The organism is Vibrio azureus (assembly GCF_002849855.1).
Lineage (GTDB): Bacteria > Pseudomonadota > Gammaproteobacteria > Enterobacterales > Vibrionaceae > Vibrio > Vibrio azureus.
Window position 1 is genome coordinate 2,599,631 of sequence record NZ_CP018616.1, and the last position, 24,733, is coordinate 2,624,363.

General features: G+C 44.2%; 25 protein-coding genes. 17 read left to right on the forward strand and 8 right to left on the reverse strand.

From position 1 onward, the window contains the following. Positions 1 to 118: 118 nt before the first annotated feature. The 3 genes from BS333_RS11745 to tkt form a co-directional block, all read right to left on the reverse strand. Positions 119 to 1,279: a phosphoglycerate kinase gene (locus tag BS333_RS11745; RefSeq protein WP_021710280.1), complete on the reverse strand. Its 1,161-nt coding sequence runs from the start codon at positions 1,277 to 1,279 to the stop codon at positions 119 to 121. A gap of 154 nt (positions 1,280 to 1,433) precedes the next feature. Further along, on the reverse strand, positions 1,434 to 2,486 hold the full coding sequence (gene epd / locus BS333_RS11750; RefSeq protein WP_021710279.1) for an erythrose-4-phosphate dehydrogenase: 1,053 nt from the start codon (positions 2,484 to 2,486) through the stop codon (positions 1,434 to 1,436). 206 nt (positions 2,487 to 2,692) lie between these two features. Further along, positions 2,693 to 4,702 (reverse strand): transketolase, encoded by a 2,010-nt coding sequence (gene tkt, locus BS333_RS11755; protein WP_101903898.1) that lies wholly within the window; start codon positions 4,700 to 4,702, stop codon positions 2,693 to 2,695. Positions 4,703 to 5,146: 444 nt separating this feature from the next. Here tkt and metK point away from each other — a divergent pair, with 444 nt between their 5' ends. The 8 genes from metK (at position 5,147) to ruvX (ending at position 12,077) form a co-directional block, all read left to right on the forward strand. Next, positions 5,147 to 6,301 carry a methionine adenosyltransferase gene (gene metK, locus BS333_RS11765; protein WP_021711390.1) on the forward strand — a complete coding sequence of 385 codons (1,155 nt, stop codon included), beginning with the start codon at positions 5,147 to 5,149 and terminating at the stop codon, positions 6,299 to 6,301. A gap of 426 nt (positions 6,302 to 6,727) precedes the next feature. Beyond that, complete coding sequence (locus BS333_RS11770) at positions 6,728 to 7,525, forward strand: DUF2189 domain-containing protein (protein WP_021711389.1); 798 nt, start codon at positions 6,728 to 6,730, stop codon at positions 7,523 to 7,525. Between the two features lie 67 nt (positions 7,526 to 7,592). Then, positions 7,593 to 8,090: a SprT family zinc-dependent metalloprotease gene (locus BS333_RS11775; protein ID WP_021711388.1), complete on the forward strand. Its 498-nt coding sequence runs from the start codon at positions 7,593 to 7,595 to the stop codon at positions 8,088 to 8,090. Between the two features lie 256 nt (positions 8,091 to 8,346). Next, positions 8,347 to 9,045, forward strand: coding sequence for an endonuclease (locus BS333_RS11780; protein ID WP_021711387.1), 699 nt, complete (start codon positions 8,347 to 8,349; stop codon positions 9,043 to 9,045). Between the two features lie 178 nt (positions 9,046 to 9,223). Then, on the forward strand, positions 9,224 to 9,955 hold the full coding sequence (gene rsmE / locus BS333_RS11785; protein ID WP_021711386.1) for a 16S rRNA (uracil(1498)-N(3))-methyltransferase: 732 nt from the start codon (positions 9,224 to 9,226) through the stop codon (positions 9,953 to 9,955). A gap of 13 nt (positions 9,956 to 9,968) precedes the next feature. Further along, positions 9,969 to 10,934: a glutathione synthase gene (gene gshB, locus BS333_RS11790; protein ID WP_021711385.1), complete on the forward strand. Its 966-nt coding sequence runs from the start codon at positions 9,969 to 9,971 to the stop codon at positions 10,932 to 10,934. A gap of 100 nt (positions 10,935 to 11,034) precedes the next feature. Further along, a complete protein-coding gene (locus BS333_RS11795) occupies positions 11,035 to 11,598 on the forward strand; it encodes a YqgE/AlgH family protein (RefSeq protein ID WP_021711384.1) in 564 nt (187 codons plus the stop codon). A 53-nt stretch (positions 11,599 to 11,651) separates the two neighbouring features. Next, positions 11,652 to 12,077, forward strand: a complete 426-nt coding sequence (gene ruvX / locus BS333_RS11800) for a Holliday junction resolvase RuvX (RefSeq protein WP_021711383.1) — start codon at positions 11,652 to 11,654, stop codon at positions 12,075 to 12,077. Positions 12,078 to 12,169: 92 nt separating this feature from the next. On the opposite strand, the gene BS333_RS11805 is transcribed toward ruvX, so the two are convergent. Beyond that, complete coding sequence (locus BS333_RS11805) at positions 12,170 to 13,276, reverse strand: PilT/PilU family type 4a pilus ATPase (protein WP_021711382.1); 1,107 nt, start codon at positions 13,274 to 13,276, stop codon at positions 12,170 to 12,172. Positions 13,277 to 13,295: 19 nt separating this feature from the next. Beyond that, positions 13,296 to 14,336: a type IV pilus twitching motility protein PilT gene (locus BS333_RS11810; protein ID WP_021711381.1), complete on the reverse strand. Its 1,041-nt coding sequence runs from the start codon at positions 14,334 to 14,336 to the stop codon at positions 13,296 to 13,298. 28 nt (positions 14,337 to 14,364) lie between these two features. Between BS333_RS11810 and BS333_RS11815 the strand changes: the two genes are divergently transcribed. From BS333_RS11815 to hemW, 6 genes are all read left to right on the forward strand, one after another. Next, positions 14,365 to 15,078 carry a YggS family pyridoxal phosphate-dependent enzyme gene (locus BS333_RS11815; RefSeq protein ID WP_021711380.1) on the forward strand — a complete coding sequence of 238 codons (714 nt, stop codon included), beginning with the start codon at positions 14,365 to 14,367 and terminating at the stop codon, positions 15,076 to 15,078. Positions 15,079 to 15,170: 92 nt separating this feature from the next. Beyond that, positions 15,171 to 15,989, forward strand: coding sequence for a pyrroline-5-carboxylate reductase (proC, locus tag BS333_RS11820; RefSeq protein WP_033004383.1), 819 nt, complete (start codon positions 15,171 to 15,173; stop codon positions 15,987 to 15,989). A 167-nt stretch (positions 15,990 to 16,156) separates the two neighbouring features. Then, a complete protein-coding gene (locus tag BS333_RS11825) occupies positions 16,157 to 16,714 on the forward strand; it encodes a YggT family protein (RefSeq protein WP_021711378.1) in 558 nt (185 codons plus the stop codon). 22 nt (positions 16,715 to 16,736) lie between these two features. Then, positions 16,737 to 17,168, forward strand: a complete 432-nt coding sequence (locus BS333_RS11830) for a DUF4426 domain-containing protein (RefSeq protein ID WP_021711377.1) — start codon at positions 16,737 to 16,739, stop codon at positions 17,166 to 17,168. 152 nt (positions 17,169 to 17,320) lie between these two features. Then, on the forward strand, positions 17,321 to 17,923 hold the full coding sequence (locus tag BS333_RS11835; RefSeq protein WP_021711376.1) for an XTP/dITP diphosphatase: 603 nt from the start codon (positions 17,321 to 17,323) through the stop codon (positions 17,921 to 17,923). Positions 17,924 to 17,940: 17 nt separating this feature from the next. Next, a complete protein-coding gene (gene hemW / locus BS333_RS11840) occupies positions 17,941 to 19,116 on the forward strand; it encodes a radical SAM family heme chaperone HemW (RefSeq protein ID WP_033004382.1) in 1,176 nt (391 codons plus the stop codon). Between the two features lie 34 nt (positions 19,117 to 19,150). Here the strand turns inward: hemW and glsB are convergent, their stop codons facing one another. The 3 genes from glsB to trmB form a co-directional block, all read right to left on the reverse strand. Then, complete coding sequence (glsB, locus tag BS333_RS11845; protein WP_021711374.1) at positions 19,151 to 20,071, reverse strand: glutaminase B; 921 nt, start codon at positions 20,069 to 20,071, stop codon at positions 19,151 to 19,153. Between the two features lie 89 nt (positions 20,072 to 20,160). Then, entirely contained in the window at positions 20,161 to 21,189 is a 1,029-nt protein-coding gene (locus tag BS333_RS11850) for a TRM11 family SAM-dependent methyltransferase (protein ID WP_021711373.1), read from the reverse strand. Between the two features lie 11 nt (positions 21,190 to 21,200). Further along, the gene (gene trmB, locus BS333_RS11855; protein ID WP_021711372.1) at positions 21,201 to 21,920 is read right to left on the reverse strand and encodes a tRNA (guanosine(46)-N7)-methyltransferase TrmB; all 720 of its coding nucleotides are present in this window, start codon (positions 21,918 to 21,920) and stop codon (positions 21,201 to 21,203) included. A gap of 208 nt (positions 21,921 to 22,128) precedes the next feature. On the opposite strand from trmB, the gene mutY reads away from it, so the two are divergent. The 3 genes from mutY (at position 22,129) to mltC (ending at position 24,708) form a co-directional block, all read left to right on the forward strand. Beyond that, positions 22,129 to 23,205, forward strand: a complete 1,077-nt coding sequence (mutY, locus tag BS333_RS11860) for an A/G-specific adenine glycosylase (RefSeq protein ID WP_021711371.1) — start codon at positions 22,129 to 22,131, stop codon at positions 23,203 to 23,205. 19 nt (positions 23,206 to 23,224) lie between these two features. Then, on the forward strand, positions 23,225 to 23,497 hold the full coding sequence (locus tag BS333_RS11865) for an oxidative damage protection protein (RefSeq protein ID WP_021711370.1): 273 nt from the start codon (positions 23,225 to 23,227) through the stop codon (positions 23,495 to 23,497). A gap of 80 nt (positions 23,498 to 23,577) precedes the next feature. Next, entirely contained in the window at positions 23,578 to 24,708 is a 1,131-nt protein-coding gene (mltC, locus tag BS333_RS11870) for a membrane-bound lytic murein transglycosylase MltC (protein ID WP_021711369.1), read from the forward strand. Positions 24,709 to 24,733 lie beyond the last annotated feature (25 nt).

Here is a 24,733-nt window from a genome sequence, read left to right on the forward strand (position 1 = left end):
AACTTATTAAATTAACAATCTAGCAAACGTTTGCTCACAACATACCCTATTTTATCAGAGTTCGTTTCTCGTTGCAGCAAACAGAAAGCGGGAGAATCCTCTCCCGCTTTATAAGCAATTATTTTGCGCGTGCTTCTAGCATTTTTACTGCAGGAAGTACTTTACCTTCTACGAACTCAAGGAAAGCACCGCCACCCGTAGAGATGTATGAAACATCGGCTTTGATACCGAACTTATCGATAGCGGCTAACGTGTCACCACCACCAGCTACAGAGAAACCTGCAGATTCAGCGATTGCTTTAGAGATACCAGCCGTACCCGCTTCGAAGTTTTTGAATTCGAATACGCCAACAGGACCATTCCAAAGGATCGTTTTTGCATTACCAATGATTTCAGCTAGAGCAGCCGTTGACTCTGGACCTAGGTCGAAAATCATGTCGTCATCTTGAACTTCGGAAACGTGCTTGATTTCAGCTTCTGCGTTCTCGTCGAATGCTTTCGCACATGCCACGTCCGTTGCTACTGGAATAGCACACTCTTTCATTAGTTTCTGAGCTGTTTCAATTAGGTCTGCTTCGTATAGAGACTTACCTACATTGTGACCTTCAGCTGCAATGAATGTGTTAGCAATACCACCCCCAACAACAAGTTGGTCAGCGATTTTAGATAGAGACTCAAGCACCGTTAGTTTCGTCGATACCTTAGAGCCGCCAACGATAGCGACTAGTGGACGCTCTGGGTTATCCATTGCTTTACCTAGTGCTTCTAGTTCAGCCGCAAGAAGAGGACCAGCACAAGCGATAGGAGCAAACATACCAACACCGTGAGTAGATGCTTGAGCACGGTGAGCCGTTCCAAATGCGTCCATTACAAAGATGTCACATAGCGCAGCGTATGCTTTAGATAGTTCTTCTTCGTTTTTCTTCTCGCCTTTATTAAAGCGAACGTTTTCAAGAACAACCAGTTCACCAGTGTTGAGTTCTAGACCGTTTAAGTAGTCTTTCGCTAGTTTAACTTCACAATCAAGAGCATCGTTTAAGTAGTTAACGACAGGTTGTAGAGAGAACTCTTCAGCGTATTCACCTTCAGTTGGGCGACCTAGGTGAGATGTAACCATCACTTTCGCGCCTGCTTCTAAACAGTGCTTGATAGTTGGAAGAGATGCGATGATACGTGCATCTGAAGTTACTTTACCGTCTTTTACTGGCACGTTTAGGTCAGCACGGATAAATACACGTTTACCTGCAAGATCCAGGTCAGTCATCTTGATTACAGACATGATGTGTCCTCTCAATTATTTAATCATTAAAAGTTTTTGAAAACTTGGCAATCCTGCCAAGCCTGTTAATTCTTCAAACTGGTTTTAGATATGGAGATACATCTTATTTATTTCAAGGCCTGAAATAAAGATTTTCTCCATCGCTGCTTCGTGATTAACGAGCCGTATGTGAAGTCGCTTGCATGGCTAAAGCGGTATCCAGCATACGATTGGCAAAACCCCATTCGTTATCACACCAAACCAACATTTTCACGAGGTGCCCATTACTCACTCGGGTTTGCGTTCCATCCACTATGGCACTATGAGAGTCATGATTAAAGTCAATGGAAACAAGCGGCGCTTCAGTATAGTCAACAATGTCACGTAATGTACACTGAGATGCCTTAACAATGGTTTGATTTATGTCATTAACTTTCACATTTGAACAGATTGTGACACTTAAATCCATTGCTGTGACATTTATGGTCGGAACTCGAACCGAAATAGCCTCAAATTTGTTGGAAAATTTCGGAAAAATCCTTTCAATACCTTTATGAAGTTTGGTATCAACAGGAATGATCGATTGGCTGGCAGAACGGGTTCGGCGCAAATCATCATGGTATGCGTCAATCACTTGTTGATCATGCATGGCAGAATGAATCGTCGTAATCGTACCCGATTCAATGCCAAAGGCCTCATCCAAAACTTTTATAATTGGCACAATACAATTGGTCGTACATGAACCATTGGACACAACACGGTGTTCATCTTTTAGGGTCTGGTGATTGACTCCAAAAATGATCGTATTGTCGACATCATGAGCACCGGGATGAGAGAAGAGTACTTTTTGGGCTCCGGCTCGAATGTGAGCCTGACCATCTGCCTGAGAACCAAATACTCCAGTACAATCCAGTACAATATCTATCTCAAGTTCATGCCATGGTAACCGCGCAATCTCCTCACACTGCAGAATTCGTATGCGATCACACGATTCACTATTTTGTGTGCTGGAGTCATGGTGGATATAGAGGTATCCCTGATCATGAGACACTTTTTTTTCAAAGCGGCCATGACTAGAGTCATACTGTAGCAAATGTGCCATCGCTTCCGGCTTAGCCAATTCATTCACAGCAACAATCTTGATATGATTTTGCTTACCACTTTCATATACTGCCCGCAGTACATTACGACCGATACGTCCAAATCCATTGATCGCAACTCTTAGCATTCTTCCATCGCCTTACATGATTTTCGTGTTACACGATAGTAACCGATAGCAACATAAATCGCATTAAGTTAGTTTCATACGTGCTTCAAAACACGCCACTGCCTTCTGCCAAATCAATCGTCGTGCTTCACAGCAGAAAAAATGGCAGGAGACCTGATCAAAAAACCGAGCCATGTGACTCGGTTTACTGTGTTAATCGGCTTTAATTACGCTAATAATTCGTTTGCTGTATTCACGACATTTTCTACCGTAAAGCCAAACATTTCAAACAGCTGACTTGCCGGCGCAGATTCACCAAATGTCGTCATACCAATGATGCGACCGTCAAAGCCTACGTACTTGTACCAGAAGTCAGCGATACCCGCTTCGATTGCGATACGAGCGGTGACGTCTGATGGTAGTACAGATTCACGGTAAGCAGCATCTTGCTTGTCGAATGCATCAGTAGATGGCATTGAAACAACGCGTACTTTCTTACCTTCAGCGGTAAGTTGCTCAGCTGCTTTCATTGCGAGTTCAACTTCAGAACCTGTCGCGATTAGGATCAGCTCTGGCTTGCCGTCACTGTCTTTCAGGATGTATGCACCTTTCGCGATGTCAGCGACTTGCTCTGCTGTACGTGCTTGTTGCGCTAGGTTTTGACGAGAGAAAATCAGTGCCGTTGGTGCGTCTTTACGTTCAATCGCCAGTTTCCATGCTACTGCAGACTCAACTTGGTCACATGGACGCCATGTACTCATGTTTGGAGTAAGACGCAGAGAGGCCATTTGCTCAACCGGTTGGTGAGTTGGGCCATCTTCGCCAAGACCGATAGAGTCGTGCGTGTACACCTGGATGTTCTGAATTTTCATCAGAGCCGCCATGCGCATTGCATTACGAGCGTACTCCATGAACATTAGGAATGTAGCGCCGTAAGGCACGAAACCGCCGTGTAGCGCGATACCGTTCATGATCGCGGTCATACCGAATTCACGTACACCATAGTGGATGTAGTTACCAGAGAAGTCGTTTGCTTCTAGAGATTTAGAGCCAGACCACATGGTTAGGTTAGACGGCGCTAGGTCAGCAGAGCCGCCCATGAATTCCGGAAGCATTTGACCAAACGCTTCTAGTGCGTTTTGAGAAGCTTTACGTGATGCGATGTTTGCAGGGTTTGCTTGAAGGTCAGCAATGATTTGGTTTGCTTTTGCTTCCCATTCAGCAGGCAGTTCACCGTTTACGCGGCGTTTGAATTCAGCGGCCAGCTCAGGGTACGCTGCTTCATAAGCTGCAAGTTTCTCGTTCCACGAAGCTTCCTTAGCTGCGCCTGCTTCTTTTGCTGACCATTCTGCGTAGACTTCCTGCGGAATTTCAAAAGGACCGTGTTCCCAACCTAGTTCTTTACGTGTCGCTGCAATTTCTTCAGCACCGAGTGGCGCACCGTGACAGTCGTGTGAACCCGATTTGTTTGGAGAACCAAAACCGATGATCGTTTTAGTACAGATAAGCGTAGGTCGTGGGTCTGCTTTTGCAGCAATGATAGCAGCGTTAATTGCTTCAGGATCGTGACCATCTACCGCTGGAATGACGTGCCAACCATAAGCTTCAAAACGTTTAGGTGTGTCATCAGAGAACCAACCTTCAACGTGACCGTCGATAGAGATGCCGTTGTCATCCCAGAATGCGATCAGTTTGCCAAGGCCTAGTGTACCTGCAAGAGAGCAAGCCTCGTGCGAAATACCTTCCATCAAGCAGCCATCACCCATGAAAGCATAAGTAAAGTGATTAACAATCTCGTGGCCTTCTTTGTTGAACTGAGCGGCTAGCGCTTTTTCAGCCATTGCCATACCAACAGCGTTAGTGATGCCTTGGCCGAGAGGACCCGTTGTTGTTTCCACACCAGGTGCGTATCCGTATTCAGGATGGCCTGGGGTTTTAGAATGCAGTTGACGGAAGTTTTTTAAATCGTCAATCGACAACTCATAACCACTTAGGTGCAATAACGAATAAATCAGCATAGAGCCATGACCATTTGAAAGCACAAAACGGTCACGGTCAGCCCACTCAGGGTTTGCTGGATTATGGTTTAAGTGAGAACGCCAAAGAACTTCAGCGATGTCAGCCATGCCCATAGGTGCACCTGGGTGACCAGAATTGGCCTGTTGTACACCGTCCATACTGAGAGCACGGATAGCATTAGCGAGCTGTTTGTTCGAAAGATGGTTATGAGAAGACATGTCTGCTCCTGAGTGCATGAAAGCAAATTGATAAAGAGATGTAAGCACATTGAGTGCACATGACATTCTCTCAAAGCAAAATTATGACTGCAAACGTTTACTCCAGATTTTTAAGGGTTTTACGCATTATTTTGCTGCAAATTTTTGCTTTCTCAACGATACCGAAGCAAAAAACCAGTGAAACGAATTTATCTGCCCAAAATATATTTTGTTCTGCTCTCAATGGCGACATTGACCCGCCAAGCAGCATGTACTCTGGCTCATGACTATCAAGCAAACAATTAATAGATCAAAACTGCTCATCCCTTTATAAAAAGAGCTTGTAATTTGAACGTGTAAATTTAAAATAGACGTCTAGATGTAGAAACACCTACAAAACGTATTGTATTTTCAGAGTCCGCTAATGTAAGCGCACTGTGAGTAAACTTTAAGATTGGAGCTATCATGGCTAAGCACCTGTTCACTTCTGAATCTGTTTCAGAAGGCCATCCAGATAAAATCGCAGACCAAATTTCTGACGCCGTTCTTGATGCAATTCTTGAGCAAGACCCGAAGGCACGTGTTGCTTGTGAAACTTACGTCAAAACCGGTATGGTTATGGTTGGCGGTGAAGTAACCACTTCTGCATGGGTTGATATCGAGGAAATCACTCGTGAAACCGTTCGTGAAATTGGTTACGTTCATTCTGACATGGGTTTTGATGCAGACTCTTGTGCTGTTCTAAACACCATTGGTAAACAGTCTCCAGATATCAATCAAGGTGTTGATAAGGAAGATCCTAAAGAGCAAGGTGCTGGTGACCAAGGTATCATGTTTGGTTACGCAACCAACGAAACTGAGATCCTAATGCCTGCTCCAATCACTTACTCTCACCTGCTAGTGAAAAAGCAAGCTGAAGTTCGTAAGAGCGGTAAACTGGATTTCCTTCGTCCAGATGCAAAATCTCAGGTAACCTTCCAGTACGACCAAGGCAAAATTGTTGGTATTGATGCTGTTGTTCTTTCAACTCAGCACTGTGATTCCATCTCTACGCCAGATCTACGCGAAGCGGTAATGGAAGAGATCATTAAACCAGTATTGCCTTCTGAGTGGATCAACAAAGAAACCAATTTCTTCATCAACCCAACTGGCCGTTTCGTAATCGGTGGCCCTATGGGTGACTGTGGTCTAACAGGCCGTAAAATCATCGTAGATACGTACGGCGGTGCTGCTCGTCACGGTGGTGGTGCATTCTCTGGTAAAGATCCATCGAAAGTAGACCGCTCTGCCGCTTACGCAGCACGTTACGTAGCGAAAAACATTGTCGCTGCAGGCATGGCTGATCGTTGTGAAATCCAACTTTCTTACGCAATCGGTGTTGCTGATCCAACCTCCATCATGGTGGAAACATTTGGTACAGAAAAAGTATCACACGACATCATCATTGAAGCTGTACGTCAGCACTTCGATCTACGCCCATACGGCCTACAAGAAATGCTGAACCTTCTGCAACCAATCTACAAGAAGACAGCAGCATATGGCCACTTTGGTCGTGACGAGTTCCCTTGGGAAGCCACAGACAAAGCACATCTGCTAAGAGACTTCGCTGGTATCAAATAACATCAGCACGGAGCAACAAAGACCCTTGCTATTGCGAGGGTTTTTTTATGCCTCTCATTTTTGGTGTAATACTACTTCCTCCTAAATTTGAACACTTAAATTGAACAAAAAGACAGCAATTATTTGTAAATTTCACCATCCCCACCGATAGTTAAAGATGATGCTCAAAGGCGTTTTGTCACTGAGGGCATTTTTGTGTTCTATTGGTGAATCACCTTCACTAATACAGCACTCATTTACGGCTTGATACCAAACACAGCGAGCAGTTGGAAAGGTTTTACGTAAACAAAAACGAATGAGCATTTATGTCGCTTTACACGAATGACAGCGACACACTCAGTCTACAAGTAAGACAAATAATGAGATGGGTTACAGCTTGTTTCGTTTGGTACAGATCGACATCATGGAATAAATCAAGGAGGAATTATGCCTCGAACAGTGAATCCATCTGAGATCCAAAATAAACACAAATCGCAGTCTGACCAACACTACGCCAGAACCATTCCCTGCAATAAAGTCACCGTGACCTCTCCCTTCCACTGGCTAGCGTTAGGCTGCCATGATTTCGTTAGAATGCCCTTTATTAGTGCCTTTTATGGCATGTGTTTTATGGCTGCAGCTGTCGGCATCGTTCTGTTAGTTGAGTGGCAAGGCTCACACTTGGTGGTGATGCCCAGCTTGGTTGTCTATATGCTGATTGGCCCCTTCTTGGCTCTTGGGCTCTATGATGCGAGTTGGGAGAGAGAACGTGGCCACAGACCAAGTTTACTGCATTCAATGAAAGCCATCAGTCGAAATTCAACATCACAATGGGCATTTGCAGTGCTGTTGGCGATCAGCATGATCTTTTGGATGCGCATTGCTGCTCTTCTGCATGCAATATACCCTGCTGTACAAGGTGCACCTTTGAGTGAGTTTTTACCATTTTTAGCCATTGGTTCTGTGGTTGGATTTGTTTTGGCCTGTGTCGTATTTAGCATCTCAGCCTTTTCGATCCCCTTAATGATGGAAAGAAGAGTCGATATGATGACCGCCGTATTTACAAGCTTTAACGCTGTTAAATCGAATATTCCCGCAATGATTGTTTGGGCCATTATTATTTGTGCGGGCATACTCATTGGCTTTGCGACCTACGGTATTGGTATGCTGTTTACTATGCCTATCTTAGGCTACGGAACATGGCACGCTTACCATGCAACGATTAAGAAAAAGCACACACCTTAAATAACAAATGGTATGATTTGGGCCCTCGCAACTGCGGGGGCTTTTTTTGTGATTAATGAGGTACAGAGTGAAACATCAGCAAAGTGACAAAGTCAGACAAGTGATCGTCAATTGCGTCATCAAAGCTGAGCAAGCATTTAAACGTACTTTTCCAGTGCCTTCTTGTCACTTCAATGTTCGTGGTAAAGCAGCAGGAAAAGCCTACTTACAACGCAATGAAATTCGCCTCAACCCCATTCTTTTTGACGAAAACCCAACGGCTTTCTTTAAAGAAGTGATCCCTCACGAAGTCGCTCACTTGATCACTTATCAGATCTACGGTCGTGTTCAACCACACGGTAAAGAATGGCAAAACATTATGGAGAATGTGTTTCAGGTACCCGCTAAAACCACTCACAGCTTCGATGTTGCTTCAGTACAAGGTAAAACCTTTGAATACCGTTGCCATTGTACGACCTACCCGCTTTCAATTCGTCGCCATAATAAGGTCCAACGCAATCAAGCGACTTATTCTTGTCAAAAATGTCGCTGCTTATTAGCATTTACCGGTGTCCAGCTCTCCTAGTTTAAGCAACACCAGAGTGGCCTCTAAAGCCCCCCAAAAAATTCCCTCACTCTAATGGCTCATAGATTTTATGAGTCATCGCTTTTGATGGTAAATCGTTGTTGATAACACGCAGCCTTTGGTATTTTGCCTATTGAACAAACCAAAAACTTGGTTATAAAAAGCGATCATATCAACAGGTCAACCCTCTCGAGCATAAAATTTGATTTTTGCGTGTTAGAATGGATAACTTCATACTTTTCTAGTACTTTTACTTATGAAATATCTATTCTATTTATCACTATTTGTTTTCTCAACCTCAACTCTTGCCGTTCCACCCAGTTCTTTTTCTGCCGCTAAAAGAGAAGCGGTCAAAATTTACCAAGATCATCCCACCAGCTTTTACTGTGGTTGCCAAATCCAATGGCAAGGTAAAAAGGGGATTCCAGATCTTTCGTCCTGTGGATACCAAATTCGCAAACAACAAAAACGGGCCTCTCGCATAGAGTGGGAACACGTGGTGCCAGCTTGGCAATTTGGTCATCAACGTCAATGTTGGCAAAAAGGTGGACGCAAGAACTGTTCTCGTAGCGACAAAACATTTCGTTTAATGGAAGCGGATTTGCACAACCTAACCCCTGCAATTGGCGAAGTGAATGGTGACCGTTCTAACTACAACTTCAGTCAGTGGAAAGGAAAAGATGGCGCAAGCTATGGCCGCTGTGACATGCAAGTTAACTTCAAACAGCGTAGAGTCATGCCACCCGATCGAGCTCGTGGTTCAATCGCTAGAACATACCTGTATATGAGTAAGCATTACGGCTTCAAGCTTTCTAAATCACAAAATCAATTGATGAGTGCCTGGAACAAAACGTATCCTGCTGATAAATGGGAATGCGAGCGTGATCAGCGAATTGCACACATTCAAGGTAACCATAATCCATACGTACAAGCCGCTTGCAAAACGGTTCTTTAAGCACGGTTATCTCTTTCAGGGCTTTCGATAACGTCGAACATTGACCAATCCCTTTCACCATGACATGGAGGAAGGGACGAGTTGTTCAAGAGAAAGCCCTTAGCTGCCCCTTGTTTTTTCGATAAAAAGCATCCATGTTAGTGTCTCAATACTCGCGTATGCAGGAAAAAACAACACGATGCGTATCCCTCGAATTTATCACCCAGAAACCATTCAACAACTTGGAGCCCTCGCTTTAAGCGAAGATGCCGCTGGCCATATAGGTCGAGTGCTACGTATGAAAGAAGGTCAAGCCGTCCTTCTGTTTGATGGTAGTGGTGCGGAATTCCCAGCCGTCATCAGCCAAGTCACAAAGAAAAGTGTAATGGTTGAGCTCTCTGAGCGTGTAGAACATAACATTGAATCACCGCTCGATCTGCACCTTGGCCAAGTCGTCTCCCGAGGTGACAAAATGGAATTCACCATCCAAAAATCGGTAGAACTTGGCGTCAACAGCATTACCCCACTTATTTCTGAACGCTGCGGTGTAAAACTCGATCAAAAACGCTTTGAGAAAAAGCTCGCCCAATGGCAAAAAATTGCGATCAGCGCTTGTGAACAATGTGGCCGTAACCGTATCCCAGAAATCCGCCCTGTCATGACACTAGAGCAATGGTGCCAAGAGTCATTCGACGGTTTGAGATTAAATTTACATCCGCGAGCAAAATACTCAATCAACACGCTGCCTACTCCGATTGAAAAAGTGCGCCTCTTAATCGGTCCAGAGGGTGGATTATCATCAGGCGAAATAGAAATGACTCGTGAGCATCAATTCGAAGAAACCTTATTAGGTCCTCGCGTGCTTCGAACTGAAACGGCCGCTTTAACCGCAATTACCGCTTTACAAGTTCGTTTTGGCGACCTTGGTTAAATGGAGAAATACAATGCTTAAACTCGGAATAGTAATGGACCCAATCTCGTCCATTAATATCAAAAAAGATTCTAGTTTTGCCATGATGCTTGAAGCACAGCGTCGTGGCTACGAAATTCACTATATGGAAATGAGCGACCTTCACCTAGACCAGGGTAAAGCCATCGCCGACACCAAAATAGTTGAACTCCAAGAAGATCCCAACGGTTGGTACCAATTCAAATCAGAGCAGACTATCGAACTTTCTGAACTTGATGCTGTACTCATGCGTAAAGATCCTCCATTCGACACCGAATACATCTATGCGACCTACATTCTTGAGCGAGCTGAAGAGCAAGGCGTTCTGATTGTCAACAAACCACAGAGCCTACGTGACTGTAACGAAAAGCTGTTCACTGCTTGGTTCCCAGAGCTCACACCGACCACCATTGTGACTCGCAAAGCAGAAAAAATTAAAGCTTTCCGTGAAGAACACGGCGATGTAATTTTAAAACCCCTCGATGGTATGGGTGGCGCATCCATTTTCCGTGTTAAAGAAGGCGATCCGAACGTCTCAGTGATTATCGAAACCCTGACGAACCACGGTCAAAACTACGCGATGGCGCAAACTTTTGTGCCGGACATCAGCAATGGCGATAAACGTATCCTTGTCGTAGATGGTGAGCCGATACCTTATTGTCTAGCACGCATTCCTGCAAAAGGAGAGACTCGCGGTAATTTAGCCGCTGGCGGCACAGGCGAAGCTCGACCTCTTAGTGAAACGGATATGAAGATTGCACAAGCTGTTGCTCCGACTCTGAAAGAGAAAGGACTTATCTTTGTCGGTCTTGACGTAATCGGTGATAAACTGACCGAAATCAACGTCACCAGCCCAACCTGCATTCGCGAAATCGAAGCCGCCTTTGATATTTCTATTACTGGAAAACTCATGGATGCGATTGAACGTCGTATTAAAGGCGAACAGCTCGCCAAATTGTAGTACAGTTAATAGAGAGGCCCATCAATTAGCTTAAGCTGGCGTAATCACAACTTAACAAGTGCTGCGCTTGCTTGAGTGACAACAAAAAGGCTGAAATGGAATGAACCTAAAGAACTATTTTTTAGTTGCCATGCCCGGAATGAAAGACCCTTACTTTCAACATAGAGTCATTTATGTGTGCGAACACAATGAAGAAGGGGCAATGGGTCTAATGATTAACGCTCCTGTCGACATTACGATCGGCAATATGCTTAAACAGGTCGAAGTTCAGCCAGTGCATCCACGTCTCTTTGAGGACAGCTTAGATAAGCCCGTTTACAATGGCGGACCGATTTCAGAAGATCGAGGTTTTATCCTGCACAAACCGAAAGATTATTATGAATCAAGCATCCAAATGACCGATGAGTTAGCCGTAACCACATCACGCGATATTCTTTCTGTGCTCGGAACAGAAGCAGAGCCAAGTGATTATCTGGTTGCTCTGGGTTACTCTGGTTGGAGCCCAGGCCAACTCGAAATGGAACTTGCAGAAAACTCATGGTTAACGATTGAAGCAACACCAGAGATCATTTTCGATACACCAATTACTGAACGTTGGACAAAAGCCGTCGAAAAGCTCGGTATCAACCCAAGCCAATTATCCTCAGACGCAGGTCATGCATAATAGGTTTGTTTAACAGATTACATTTTCCACCTAATTGAGATTCGAAACACCCTATGTCACGTACAGTTATGGCCTTTGATTTTGGCACCAAAAGTATCGGTAGCGCTATCGGGCAAGAAATTACCGGTACCGCTTCACCTTTAAAAGCATTTAAAGCCAATGATGGTATTCCAAACTGGGATGATATCGAAAAACAGATAAAGGAATGGCAGCCTAATTTACTGGTTGTCGGCTTACCCACCGACCTACACGGCAAAGCGCTTGAAACAATCACCCCCAGAGCAAAAAAGTTTGCCAATCGCCTTCAAGGTCGCTTTGGTTTGCCTGTTGAACTGCATGACGAGCGTTTATCAACCACAGAAGCTCGCGCTGAACTCTTTGATATGGGAGGCTACAAAGCCCTATCAAAAGGTAATGTTGATTGCCAATCCGCCGTCATCATTCTAGAAAGCTGGTTTGAAAACCTTTGGGCAGAATAAGTATCTGCCGGGTCATCAACTTTCCAAAGATTCCAAAAATTCCAAAGATATTGATACCCAAGTAACCTCAAAATGCTTGGGTATCACTTCTCTCAGTCCATGGTGATTTTAACATTCGTCAACGACCCCGAGGATATCCCGTCTCCACGTTGTGTTTTTAGCATCAAACGTAAGTCATTCGATGAGTCAGCACTGTACAACGCATCTTCTTCACTGATTTTTCCTTGCATAACTAGCTTATAGAGTGATTGGTCGAAAGTCTGCATACCAAATTCTTTCGAGTGAGCCATGGTCGATTTGAGCTCATATAAATCCCCTCTCCGGATCAGTTCTGCAACCCGTGGGCTATTTAACAATATTTCAAACACACCGTGACGTCCGTGACCATTTTTATCGCGGATCAATTGCTGCCCCACCACCCCTTTTAAGTTCATGGATAAATCGAATAGAAACTGCTGTTTTTGATCACTGGGTACAAGATGTAAAATACGCTCTAAGGCTTGGTTAGCATTGTTTGCATGCAACGTTGCCATACACAAATGCCCCGTTTCGGCAAAAGTCATGGCATACTCCATGGTCTCCCGTGTACGAATCTCTCCAATCAGGATCATATCAGGTGCCTGGCGTAACGAGTTTTTCAGCGCAACCTCATAGCTTTCGGTATCTAAGCCAACTTCTCGTTGGGTGACAATACAGCGCTGGTGTTGATGGACAAATTCGATAGGGTCTTCCACTGTCAAAATATGCCCGGATTTATTGCTGTTACGATACCCCGTCATCGCCGCCATTGTGGTTGATTTACCCGAGCCAGTCGCCCCAACCACCAAGACTAATCCCCGCTTGGCAACCGCAAGATTTTGCAAAATAGCCGGTAATTGCAGTTGTTCAAATGTCGGTATCTTAGTTTCGATACGGCGAATCACCGCCCCTGGTAATTCGCGTTGAAAAAAAGCACTGATTCGGAAACGACCACTTTCTCGCACGATGGCAAAATTTGATTCATAACTACGACGAAAAGAAGCCCTACGTTCAGGGTCCATCGTACTATCAAGGAGATATTCAACTTCAGGCTGAGTTAATGCCTCTCCTTGTGGACGCAGTTCTCCATCCACACGAAATAATATGGGAGCGCCGACCGTGATATAGAGATCGGACGCATTTAAATCTCGCATCCTTTCGAGAAAGATATCTAAGTCCATTTATACTTTTGTCCTTAGGTTATGAGAAGTGTTGTGCTTCAAGTTCGACTTTTTGATCCACCTCTTCTCGAGACACAATGCCTTGAGACAGCAATTGACGTGCGTGTTGCTCCATCGTTTGCATCCCGTAAGCCGCCCCTGTTTGAATGATTGAGTACATCTGAGCAATTTTATCTTCACGAACAAGATTACGTATCGCTGGTGTTCCCATCATAATTTCATGGCAGGCGACTCGACCGCCACCGTTACGTTTTAAAAGCTTTTGTGCAATCACCGACCGCAAAGATTCTGAAAGCATCGAGCGCACCATATCTTTATCGCTGCCGGGGAACACATCAATAATCCGATCAATGGTTTTTGCCGCTGAGCTTGTGTGTAAGGTCCCAAGTACCAGGTGCCCGGTTTCAGCCGCCGTCAATGCCAAACTGATGGTCTCTTTATCACGCATCTCACCTAACAGAATCACATCAGGATCCTCACGTAACGCACTGCGTAACGCATTGGCAAAACTGCGAGTATCTCGATGAACTTCACGCTGGTTGATCAAGCATTTAATATTTGGATGGATAAATTCGATCGGATCTTCAATCGTTAGAATATGTTTGTTGTGATTGCGGTTAATGTAGTCAACAATAGCAGCTAAGGTGGTTGATTTACCTGATCCTGTGGGGCCAGTTACTAGAACAAGCCCTTTTTCTGCATTGGCAATTTTTTTGAAAATGTCCGGAGCATCTAAAGATTCTAATGTGGGGATGGTACCTGGAATGGCACGAAAGACCGCAGCACAACCACGAGATTGATTAAAAGCATTGACACGAAAACGGCCAACATTATGTAACTCAAATGAAAAGTCGACTTCCAGCTTCTCTTCAAACTCGTTACGCTGAGCATCGTTCATGATTTCAAACACCAAACTATGAACTTCTTGGTGTGTTAGGGCAGGAACACCTAACTTTCTAACGTCGCCATCAATGCGTACCATAGGAGATACGCCTGCAGAAAGATGTAGATCTGAAGCATTATGTTTTACACTAAAATCCAGTAACTCAGTGATATCCATTTACAGTCCTTAAATCTAAAGTACAGTTATGAGTAGTATTCAACAAAATATTGAGCACATCACCTCTCAAATCCGTCACGATGAGCAAGCATGCCAGCGTGCTCCTGAGTCTGTCCAACTTCTTGCCGTCAGTAAAACAAAGCCAGTAGAGGCTTTACTCGAAGCATATCAAGCAGGACAAATCGCATTTGGCGAAAACTATGTCCAAGAAGGCGTCGATAAAATTCAGTATTTTACCGACCATTATCCAAACAATCGCATTGAATGGCACTTTATCGGGCCAATTCAATCCAATAAAACACGCCCTATTGCCGAACATTTCGATTGGGTTCACACCATTGATCGCGCAAAAGTAGCCACTCGCCTTAATGACCAAAGACCCGTTGATAAAGCACCATTACAAGTCCTGATCCAAGTCAATACCAGTAATGAAGCCTCCAAATCCGGTGTTAATCACGACGAACTGTTCGAGTTAGCTGAGTTGATTTCTCACTTACCCAACCTCACGTTAAGAGGGTTGATGTCAATTCCTGCTAACGTCTCAGACTACCATGCACAACTTGAAGCATTTAAGCAGCTAGCAGAACTACAACAAAAATTAGCCCAGCACTACCCAGATGTCGACACGCTTTCAATGGGAATGAGTGGTGACATGACCGCTGCAATTGAAGCAGGAAGTACCATGGTTCGTATCGGCACGGCCATTTTTGGCCAACGTGACTACAGCCAAAAGCGCCTTTAGTCTGTAAGCTCTAGGCCATGTGTGCCTCAGTATTGTCGAGATGCTTGGGTATAAAAACAATAATTAACCATTGAGATTTGGACATTAGGTATATGGAAAATAAAAAAATAGCCTTTATCGGAGCGGGCAATATGGTCAAAGCCATTGTCTCTGGCCTGATTACTGGTGGCTACCCAGCGCAAAATATAACCGCAACAGCCCCCTCAGAGACTCGACGTTTGCCTTTAGAGCACACCTTTGGTATCCGTACCACCAGTGATAATCTCGCGGCCGCCTCTGAGGCAGATATTGTTGTTTTATCGGTCAAACCCCAGATGATGGCCGAAGTATGTAAACCACTTCAAGCCGTCAACTTTGATGGCAAGCTTGTTATTTCTATTGCTGCGGGCATCAGTTGTTCTCGTTTAGATGACATGCTGGCAACAAAACTCAATTTAGTTCGTGTGATGCCAAACACCCCCTCTCAGTTAGGTTTAGGCATGAGCGGATTGTATGCGCCTAATCGTGTGTCAGAGCAAGACAAAAACTTTGCCACTCAGCTCATGCAAGCGGTAGGAAAGGTATGCTGGGTTGAACAAGAGTCTGGCATTAATAATGTGATTGCAGCAGCTGGCAGCGCCCCAGCTTACTTCTTCCTGTTTATGGAGGCCATGCAAGCAGAAGCCATCGCTCAAGGGTTTGATAAAGACACCGCTCGTTTACTGGTTGAGCAATCGGCTCTCGGAGCTGCAAGCATGGTGATTGAAAACCCAAATACTGAATTGGCTACCTTACGCGAAAATGTCACCTCAAAAGGGGGGACGACCGCAGAGGCACTGCGCACCTTTAATGAGCACCAACTCTCTGATATTGTCGCTAAAGCCATGCAAGCTACAGTAAAACGTGCTGAAGAAATGGAGCAGTTATTTTAAGTCATAGAGCAATGAAACCGTGTCTCAACAGCAAAAGTCGTAACGGATTAATTGGCCTAATTACGGGCACGTTTCATTACTTATTCGTTTAATTACTAATGGATTTTATTGGCTAATTGGGTTGTACTGACCGATTAGTGTTAATCATTACTTGTTAAGGTTGCCTTATGAATTCAATGAGTTTTCTCATCTCAACCCTATTTGACCTATACATTATGGTCGTGATTTTGCGGATTTGGTTGCAAGCTGCACGAGCAGATTTCTACAATCCATTCTCGCAATTTATTGTCAAAGCAACCCAACCGGTTGTCGGCCCATTACGACGTGTCATTCCACCTTTAGGCAGCATTGACCTAGCAACCGTCTTATTTGCCTATGCTCTATGTTTACTAAAATTCGTGTCACTGAGTTTGATCGCATCAAAAGGGGCCTTCGCTTTCAGCAGCAGTTTTATCTTCCTTGGCTTACTGTCTCTGATCAAAGCGGCCGGTGGTTTAATCTTTTGGGTGTTGCTCATCCGTGCGATTCTAAGTTGGGTAAGCCAAGGCCGTAGTCCTATCGAATATGTTTTTCATCAACTCACAGAGCCTATGCTTGCTCCCATCCGTCGTGTCATCCCAGCAATGGGAGGCATTGATTTAAGTGTGCTTGTGCTGTTTATTGCCTTACAGTTTGCCAACTTCCTAATGGGCGATCTAATTGGCCCAATTTGGCTGCAACTATAAAGTCAAAAGCGAGGAAATACTGATGAGTAAATGGATTAATGCCCTAGTGTTTAGCCTATTGTCTTTATCCTGCATGGCTGAACAATTCAAAACCATCAAAGATGCTGAAGTTCACTACATTGCATTTAACTCAACCTTTCTGACGCCGGAGATCGCTCGTAACAATGATATTAAGCGTAGTGGTTACAATGCCGTAGTGAATATCAGTGTGCTGGATAATAAAGGGTTGAACAAACCAGCGATCGAAGCCAGTATCACTGGAGAAGCCAAAAACTTACTTGGGCAAACACGTAAACTGACGTTCCAAACCGTGAAAGAAGGCAAAGCTATCTATTACTTGGCACAATTACCGATTACCAATGAAGAAACGTTTACCTTCGATATCGACATTAATGCAGGTAATAAAGGCACTGGGAAGTTAAAATTCACCCAAACCTTTTATGTCGAAGAGTAATTGGGTTGCAGTAGGTCAAAAGCGTTGCATCTCCAAAAACCCAATTTAGCATCCGAAAGTCTCATTAACCTTGAGAAGCTATGGAGCACTCCAACCTATTTAACTAGGGAGAGCAAGACGCTCTTCCCTAATCGCTACAGAAAGAGACAATCATGAAAAAGATAGTGCTAGCAACAGGCAACCAGGGCAAAGTGAGAGAAATGGCAGATCTTTTGTCAAACTTTGGCTTTGATGTATTGGCGCAAAGTGAATTTAACGTATCTGAAGTTGCAGAAACGGGCACTACCTTCATTGAAAATGCCATCATTAAAGCTCGCCACGCAGCTCAGCAAACAGGCCTACCTGCTATTGCCGATGATTCTGGATTAGAAGTGGATTATTTAAAGGGGGCACCCGGTATTTACTCAGCACGTTACGCTGGTGAACAAGCCTCAGATAGAGAGAATTTAGAAAAGCTCCTACAAGCGATGGAAGGCGTACCTGAAACAGAACGGACTGCCCGCTTTCACTGCGTTTTGGTTTTAATGCGCCACGAGAACGATCCAACACCGATTGTTTGCCATGGTAAATGGGAAGGTCGCATCCTGACAGAGGCTCATGGCGAGAATGGCTTTGGCTACGACCCGATCTTTTTTGTGCCAGAGGACAACTGCGCGTCAGCCGAACTTGAACCTGCACGTAAGAAACAATTGTCTCACCGCGGTAAAGCCCTCAAGTCGTTGTTTGCTCAACTGTCTGAACAAACCTTTCAGTAATGACGAGTGAATCGATCATGTTAATGCCACCAGCACTGAGTTTATATGTCCACATTCCATGGTGTGTACAAAAGTGCCCTTATTGCGACTTTAACTCTCACGAGCTCAAAGCCGATATTCCTGAAGAGGCCTACATCAATGCCCTTCTTGAAGATTTGGACAGCGACATTGATAAATATCAACTCAATGATGCCCCCCGCCCACTGCATTCGATCTTCATCGGTGGTGGGACACCCAGTTTGATTTCAGCCGAAGGCATCGAACGACTGCTTAAAGGCATCGAAGCTCGTATCCCATTCAAGCCTGAGATCGAAATCACCATGGAAGCCAATCCAGGTACAATTGAAGCAGAGCGCTTTGCAGGCTATCAAAAAGCAGGGGTAACACGCATCTCGATCGGTGTACAAAGTTTTGAACCGCAAAAGCTGCAACGATTAGGCCGAATTCATGGCCAAGATGAAGCCGTGAACGCCGCGCATTTAGCTCATAAGATTGGTTTAAACAGCTTTAATCTGGATTTAATGCACGGTCTACCTGATCAAAGTATTGAACAGGCTCTGGCGGATTTAGACAAAGCCATCGAGTTGGATCCACCACACCTATCTTGGTATCAGCTCACCATTGAACCAAACACCATGTTCTACTACAAACCACCGACTCTTCCTGATGATGATGACTTGTGGGATATTTTCGAACAAGGTCATGAAAAACTTGCAGCAGCCGGTTACGTTCAATATGAGATCTCGGGATACAGTAAACCTGGTTATCAGTGTCAGCATAACCTTAACTACTGGCGTTTTGGCGACTACCTTGGTATCGGTTGTGGTTCTCACGGTAAACTGAGCTTTGCTGATGGTCGTATTATTCGAACCACTAAGATCAAACACCCTCGTGGCTACCTCATGGCATACCAGAATATGGTAAAACCCTATCTCGATAACGAACAATGGGTCGCCGATGAAGATCGTCCGTTTGAATTTTTTATGAATCGCTTTCGACTTATGGAAGCATGTCCTAAGCAAGATTATGTTGATACAACTGGTCTACCATTAAGTTCCATTCAGAGCACCATTAATTGGGCAATTGAAATGGGTTACCTAAGCGAAACAGACCATCATTGGAAGATTACCGAGAAAGGCAAACTGTTTCTCAATGATCTTCTAGAAGCATTTATGGTGGAAGAAGAGCAGTAAAAGAATCGAACAGGGAGCATCAGGCTCCCTTATTCTAAAAAATCGAACGACCAATACGTTCAGCAAGTAACTCCAGTGCTTTTGTGCCCGCAAGAGAGTTACCAGAAGGATCAAGCTCTGGTGACCAAACGGCAATCGTCATTTCACCTGGGACAATCGCAATAATCCCGCCACCCACGCCAGATTTCCCCGGCATACCAACACGATAAGCAAATTCACCGGCGCCATCGTACAAACCACAAGTAGCCAATAACGCATTCAGCTGCTTTGTTTGCGTTGCTGATACTATTTGTTTACCCGTATGTACAGATGTGCCTTTGTTGGCTAAATAGCTGAATGTTTTAGCCAGATCCACGCAGCTCATTTTAAGTGCACAGGCGTGAAAATAATTTTGGAGTACAGGGAGTACTTCATTATCAAAATTACCAAATGAGCGCATCAAGTAAGCAATGGCAGCATTGCGATCACCGTGCATCATTTCCGATGCCGCAACGACTTTGTCATACACAATATGAGTATCACCTGAAAGCTGACGAGCAAATTCTAATAAGCGTTGACGCGGGGCTGATAAACGGCTTTGCAGTAAATCGGCCACCACAATGGCACCAGCATTAATAAATGGGTTACGCGGAATACCTTGCTCCATCTCCAACTGGATTAATGAATTAAATGCTTGCCCTGATGGCTCTTTTCCTACTCGAGACCAAATCTCTTCTTGTTTATATAAGCACATTGCGAGAGTCAAACTTAGCGCTTTAGAGATAGATTGAATAGAGAAAGGCTCTTGTGCATCTCCCGCTTGAATCACCTCACCGTCGTTTGTATAAACAGCGATACCTAACTTTGTGTTCGCCACTTTACTCAAAGCAGGAATGTAATCGGCCACTTTACCTTGACCAATCAAAGGACGAACTTCCGCCAGAATATCTGTCAAAATTTTTGCTGTCGGTTTCATTTTCTATCTTCTTGTCATTTAGGTTCAGAGGGGAAAAAAAAGCCAACGCGGACGCTGGCTTACTCTGCGGTCATTCAGGCGACGGTTAGTTATGCCTTGATGGCCACAATAATATTTCGGTTTATCGACTGATCGACTCGATGAAGATAACCAATGTAAGGCTCTTGTGACAAAACCTGCCACCCTTGTTCTTCAAATAATGCCGCCACATCTTTCCACTTTAAGGTAAATTCGTTGAAGGATAATACGACCGAACCTTGCTTCTTCAATACCACTTTCCATGCGGGTAATGCTTCTTGCAAAAGCTCTAGTGGGCTGCGATTTAATTTGCTGTCTTTGGCATTTTTACTGCCATGTTGCACACCATAGGGCAAATCAGACACCATCACATCAACCGAGTTTTTCTTAACCACTTGGTCAGCAATACGCGTATCTGCCGAGTACAGCTTCATTACCTGAACATTACCTTTGGTGTAATCGTTCTTATCTGCAGCGGCCTCAACGACAAAACCATCGGCGACTTTTTTACCACCAGAAGTGCGCTTTTCTTTGCTCACCTTGTGTTTAAAGCGACCATTTTTCATAAACTTAACGATGAAAGTTTGGATTTCTTGAACCCATTTCTGGTTGATCTCAACACCCACAACATTCAAACCGTGGATCAAACCTTCAAACAGTGTTGTACCTTTACCACACATAGGATCCATCAGCGTTAATTGCGCACTGCCCGTGTTAGCAGCACTGACGCCTAGGTTCACCATCAAACGCGTAAACTGCTCGTTTGTTTTACCCGTATAACGCAAGATCTGGCTCATGCTCTCAGGGAAAGTATTGAATGCAGGTGCCTTAATTGGACGTAGCAAGCCATCTGCACACACTTCAAATAGCGCATAATAGATAGACGATGCGGCAATCCTACCAGCCTGAGCTTCACTCAACTCTGTGTTGCAAGAGAACACAAGTGCCGCAGGTAGCCCCACATCTTTGTTGCCGATCTCCTCAACTTGCACGCCTTCCGATACTAATATTGCCTTTAGCTCAGAACATGCAATGGTCATAGCGCTATCAAAGTAAATTCGGTTATGCCCCGGATTCGCTAATATCGCGTAATGGTACATCAACTGACTCCTTACGCCGTTCTTTTGAACTTAATGTCCCACACGCCATGACCCAAACGATGGCCGCGAGCTTCAAATTTGGTCAATGGACGCTCTTCAGGGCGAGGAATAAAATCACCTTCTGAAGCAATATTTTCAAATCCTGGAGCTTGATTCATGATTTCAATCATGTGTTCAGCGTAGTTTTCCCAGTCAGTCGCCATGTGGAAGATACCTTCATTAAGGATAAGCTTCTGACGAACCATTTCAGCGAACTCTAACTGTACGATACGACGCTTGTGGTGACGCTTTTTATGCCAAGGGTCAGGGAAAAACAACTGCAGCGTTGCTAGGCTCGCATCAGGAATCATATGCTCAAAAACTTCCACTGCGTCGTGACACATCACCCGTAGGTTAGTAACGCCAGCCTCACGAGCATCCGCCAAACAAGCACCAACGCCTGGGCTATGCACTTCGATACCAATGAAATTTTTCTCTGGCGCATTCTTTGCCATCTCAACCAATGAAGCACCCATACCAAAACCGATCTCAAGCACAACTGGGTTATCATTACCAAAGACTTCTTTCCAATCAAGAAGTTCCGTTTTGTAATCGATTCCCATCGTTGGCCAGCATTCATTCATCGCATTTTCTTGGCCTTTCGTTAAACGGCCTTCACGACGCACGAAACTGCGAATTTTTCGGATCATTTTACCGTCTTCGTTGTACTCGTTAGTGGTTACTTCACTCATTGATTTTGCCTGCACATTGATTAATCAAAGCGGGGATTATCCAAAGAATTCACTTAGGTGCAAGTTTTTGTTTAGTCATTCGCCATTAACGGTCAAACAATCACACCATTGAGAATCAATATCCCTACAGTTTATCTGTTTTACTTACACTACTATTTGTGGTGCAATTTTACGCCTAACCAATAAAGAATAGAATACAGAGCAAGTCGTGACCTCATTCACTCAAGCCATCTTAAAATGGTATGACGCTTATGGCAGAAAAACGCTTCCGTGGCAGCAAAATAAAACTGCTTATAGCGTTTGGCTATCTGAAATTATGCTTCAGCAAACTCAAGTTGCTACCGTCATTCCATACTATCAGCGTTTTTTAGAACGATTCCCAACCGTTGCCGACCTTGCCAATGCCAAGCAAGATGAAGTGCTGCACCTGTGGACTGGGCTTGGCTACTATGCTCGAGCACGCAATCTTCACAAAGCCGCTCAAGAAGTCGTGCAAAATCACCAGGGAGAATTCCCTCTCGATATAGAGCAAATGAATGCTTTGCCTGGTATTGGTCGTTCTACTGCTGCTGCCATTCTCTCTTCTGTGCACAAACAGCCGCACGCGATTTTAGATGGCAATGTCAAACGTACTCTTGCCCGATGTTTTGCTGTCGAAGGGTGGCCAGGACAAAAAAAAGTAGAAAACCAATTGTGGCAAATCGCTGAGCAACATACACCGCACATTGATGTTGATAAATATAATCAAGCGATGATGGACATGGGGGCAATGGTCTGTACCCGTAGTAAACCCAAGTGCACCCTATGCCCTGTGAGCACACTTTGTACTGCAAATAAACAGGGGAATGTACTCGATTACCCAGGGAAAAAACCCAAAAAAGACAAACCAATAAAGCAAACCCGATTCGTCATGCTGCATTATAAAGACCAATCTGGTGATGAGGTTTGGCTAGAACAAAGGCCACAAACGGGGATTTGGGGAGGGTTATTTTGCTTCCCGCAAACCGATCATGTCGAGCAAGAGAGTGATATCGAGCACTTGCTTGAACAACGAGGTATCAAAGAAGCCGATATTGAGCGTCAGCAGACATTGATTACTTTTCGTCATACATTCAGCCATTACCACCTCGAAATCACGCCCATTTTGATTGAATTATCCAAGCAACCCAATATGGTCATGGAAGGTAACTCTGGTCTTTGGTATAACTTATCTAAACCTGAAGCCATCGGTTTAGCAGCACCAGTAAAATTACTACTGGAAGCCCTGCCTCACGAGCTTCGTTAATTACTTATAAGGAATCACTATGAGCCGTACTGTTTTTTGTGCTCGACTAAACAAAGAAGCTGAAGGCCTCGACTTTCAACTTTACCCAGGTGAACTCGGTAAACGCATCTTTGATAACATTTCAAAAGAAGCATGGGGCCAGTGGCAACACAAGCAAACCATGTTGATTAATGAAAAGAAACTCAACATGATGGATCCAGAGCATCGCAAGCTTCTCGAAACTGAAATGGTGAACTTCCTCTTTGAAGGCAAGGAAGTTCATATTGAAGGCTACACACCTCCGAGTGAGTAACCCCCCTTCTCATCATGATGCCGCCGTAGATGATACGGCGTCATTTCTCACATCGTCCTTTATGACCCTCCAAAAGATCTATGAAAAGAATTGCTTTTATTGCTGCAACTTTACTTCTTACTGGCTGTAGTCGAGAATTCGTTGAACAACTCTATGACGTGAATTACGAGCCAACTAACCGTTTTGCGGTCAACCTTGCCGAACTGCCCGGCCAATACGAAAAAGATACCGAAGCATTAGATACCCTGATCAGCAGCTTTTCAGGAAATATCAAAAAACGCTGGGGGCAACGTGAAATTAAGTTTGCAGGTAAAAGCAACTACGTTAAGTACATTGATAATTACTTAAGTCGTGCGGAAGTCGATTTTCAAAAAGGATTAATCACCATTGAAACCGTTTCTTCAACAGAGCCTCAAAAACACCTAAAGAATGCGATCATCACTACCGTATTAACTCCGGACGATCCCGCCAATGTCGATTTATTTTCTTCAAAAGAAATCAAACTGGAAGGTCAGCCGTTTCTCTATAAACAAGTCGTGGATCAAGACCAAAAGCCAATTCAATGGACATGGCGAGCCAATCGTTTCGCTGATTACTTAATCGCAAATAAAATCAAAACAAAGCAAGTAGATTTTAAAAAAGCTTATTACGTTCAAATACCAATGGTTGAGGACCATTTTTCTCAACGCAGCTATCAGTATGCAGATATAGTGCAAAGAGCATCGAAAAAATACGGCATACCTGAAGACCTTATCTACGCCATCATCAAAACTGAAAGCAGCTTTAACCCTTACGCTGTGAGCTGGGCCAATGCTTACGGATTAATGCAAGTGGTCCCTAAAACAGCTGGGCGAGATGTATTCAAATTAGTCAAAAAACGTTCTGGCCAACCAACACCTGAATATTTATTTAATCCAGAGAACAACATCGATACTGGCACGGCTTACTTTTACTTGCTAAAAAATCGCTACCTAAAAGAGGTGAAGAATCCAACGTCTCTAGAATACAGTATGATTTCAGCTTACAACGGTGGCACTGGCGGTGTTCTAAATACATTTCATTCGAGCAATAGACAACGAGCGATGAGAGATTTAAATTCACTCAAGCCGAATCAAGTCTACTGGGCTCTGACCAAAAAACATCCCAATAGTGAATCTCGACGTTACTTAGAAAAAGTCACAAAATTCAAAAAGGAATTTAACGCTCAGTAAACTTCATCATGACAGTTGAATAAAA

Coding starts and splice junctions, on each gene's coding strand:
- BS333_RS11745 (WP_021710280.1), bottom strand. CDS start 1,279: ATGTCTGTAATCAAGATGACTGACCTGGATCTTGCAGGTAAACGTGTA.
- epd (WP_021710279.1), bottom strand. CDS start 2,486: ATGCTAAGAGTTGCGATCAATGGATTTGGACGTATCGGTCGTAATGTA.
- tkt (WP_101903898.1), bottom strand. CDS start 4,702: ATGTCTTCTCATAACCATCTTTCGAACAAACAGCTCGCTAATGCTATC.
- metK (WP_021711390.1), top strand. CDS start 5,147: ATGGCTAAGCACCTGTTCACTTCTGAATCTGTTTCAGAAGGCCATCCA.
- BS333_RS11770 (WP_021711389.1), top strand. CDS start 6,728: ATGCCTCGAACAGTGAATCCATCTGAGATCCAAAATAAACACAAATCG.
- BS333_RS11780 (WP_021711387.1), top strand. CDS start 8,347: ATGAAATATCTATTCTATTTATCACTATTTGTTTTCTCAACCTCAACT.
- rsmE (WP_021711386.1), top strand. CDS start 9,224: ATGCGTATCCCTCGAATTTATCACCCAGAAACCATTCAACAACTTGGA.
- gshB (WP_021711385.1), top strand. CDS start 9,969: ATGCTTAAACTCGGAATAGTAATGGACCCAATCTCGTCCATTAATATC.
- BS333_RS11795 (WP_021711384.1), top strand. CDS start 11,035: ATGAACCTAAAGAACTATTTTTTAGTTGCCATGCCCGGAATGAAAGAC.
- ruvX (WP_021711383.1), top strand. CDS start 11,652: ATGTCACGTACAGTTATGGCCTTTGATTTTGGCACCAAAAGTATCGGT.
- BS333_RS11805 (WP_021711382.1), bottom strand. CDS start 13,276: ATGGACTTAGATATCTTTCTCGAAAGGATGCGAGATTTAAATGCGTCC.
- BS333_RS11810 (WP_021711381.1), bottom strand. CDS start 14,336: ATGGATATCACTGAGTTACTGGATTTTAGTGTAAAACATAATGCTTCA.
- BS333_RS11815 (WP_021711380.1), top strand. CDS start 14,365: ATGAGTAGTATTCAACAAAATATTGAGCACATCACCTCTCAAATCCGT.
- proC (WP_033004383.1), top strand. CDS start 15,171: ATGGAAAATAAAAAAATAGCCTTTATCGGAGCGGGCAATATGGTCAAA.
- BS333_RS11825 (WP_021711378.1), top strand. CDS start 16,157: ATGAATTCAATGAGTTTTCTCATCTCAACCCTATTTGACCTATACATT.
- BS333_RS11830 (WP_021711377.1), top strand. CDS start 16,737: ATGAGTAAATGGATTAATGCCCTAGTGTTTAGCCTATTGTCTTTATCC.
- BS333_RS11835 (WP_021711376.1), top strand. CDS start 17,321: ATGAAAAAGATAGTGCTAGCAACAGGCAACCAGGGCAAAGTGAGAGAA.
- hemW (WP_033004382.1), top strand. CDS start 17,941: ATGTTAATGCCACCAGCACTGAGTTTATATGTCCACATTCCATGGTGT.
- glsB (WP_021711374.1), bottom strand. CDS start 20,071: ATGAAACCGACAGCAAAAATTTTGACAGATATTCTGGCGGAAGTTCGT.
- BS333_RS11850 (WP_021711373.1), bottom strand. CDS start 21,189: ATGTACCATTACGCGATATTAGCGAATCCGGGGCATAACCGAATTTAC.
- trmB (WP_021711372.1), bottom strand. CDS start 21,920: ATGAGTGAAGTAACCACTAACGAGTACAACGAAGACGGTAAAATGATC.
- BS333_RS11865 (WP_021711370.1), top strand. CDS start 23,225: ATGAGCCGTACTGTTTTTTGTGCTCGACTAAACAAAGAAGCTGAAGGC.
- mltC (WP_021711369.1), top strand. CDS start 23,578: ATGAAAAGAATTGCTTTTATTGCTGCAACTTTACTTCTTACTGGCTGT.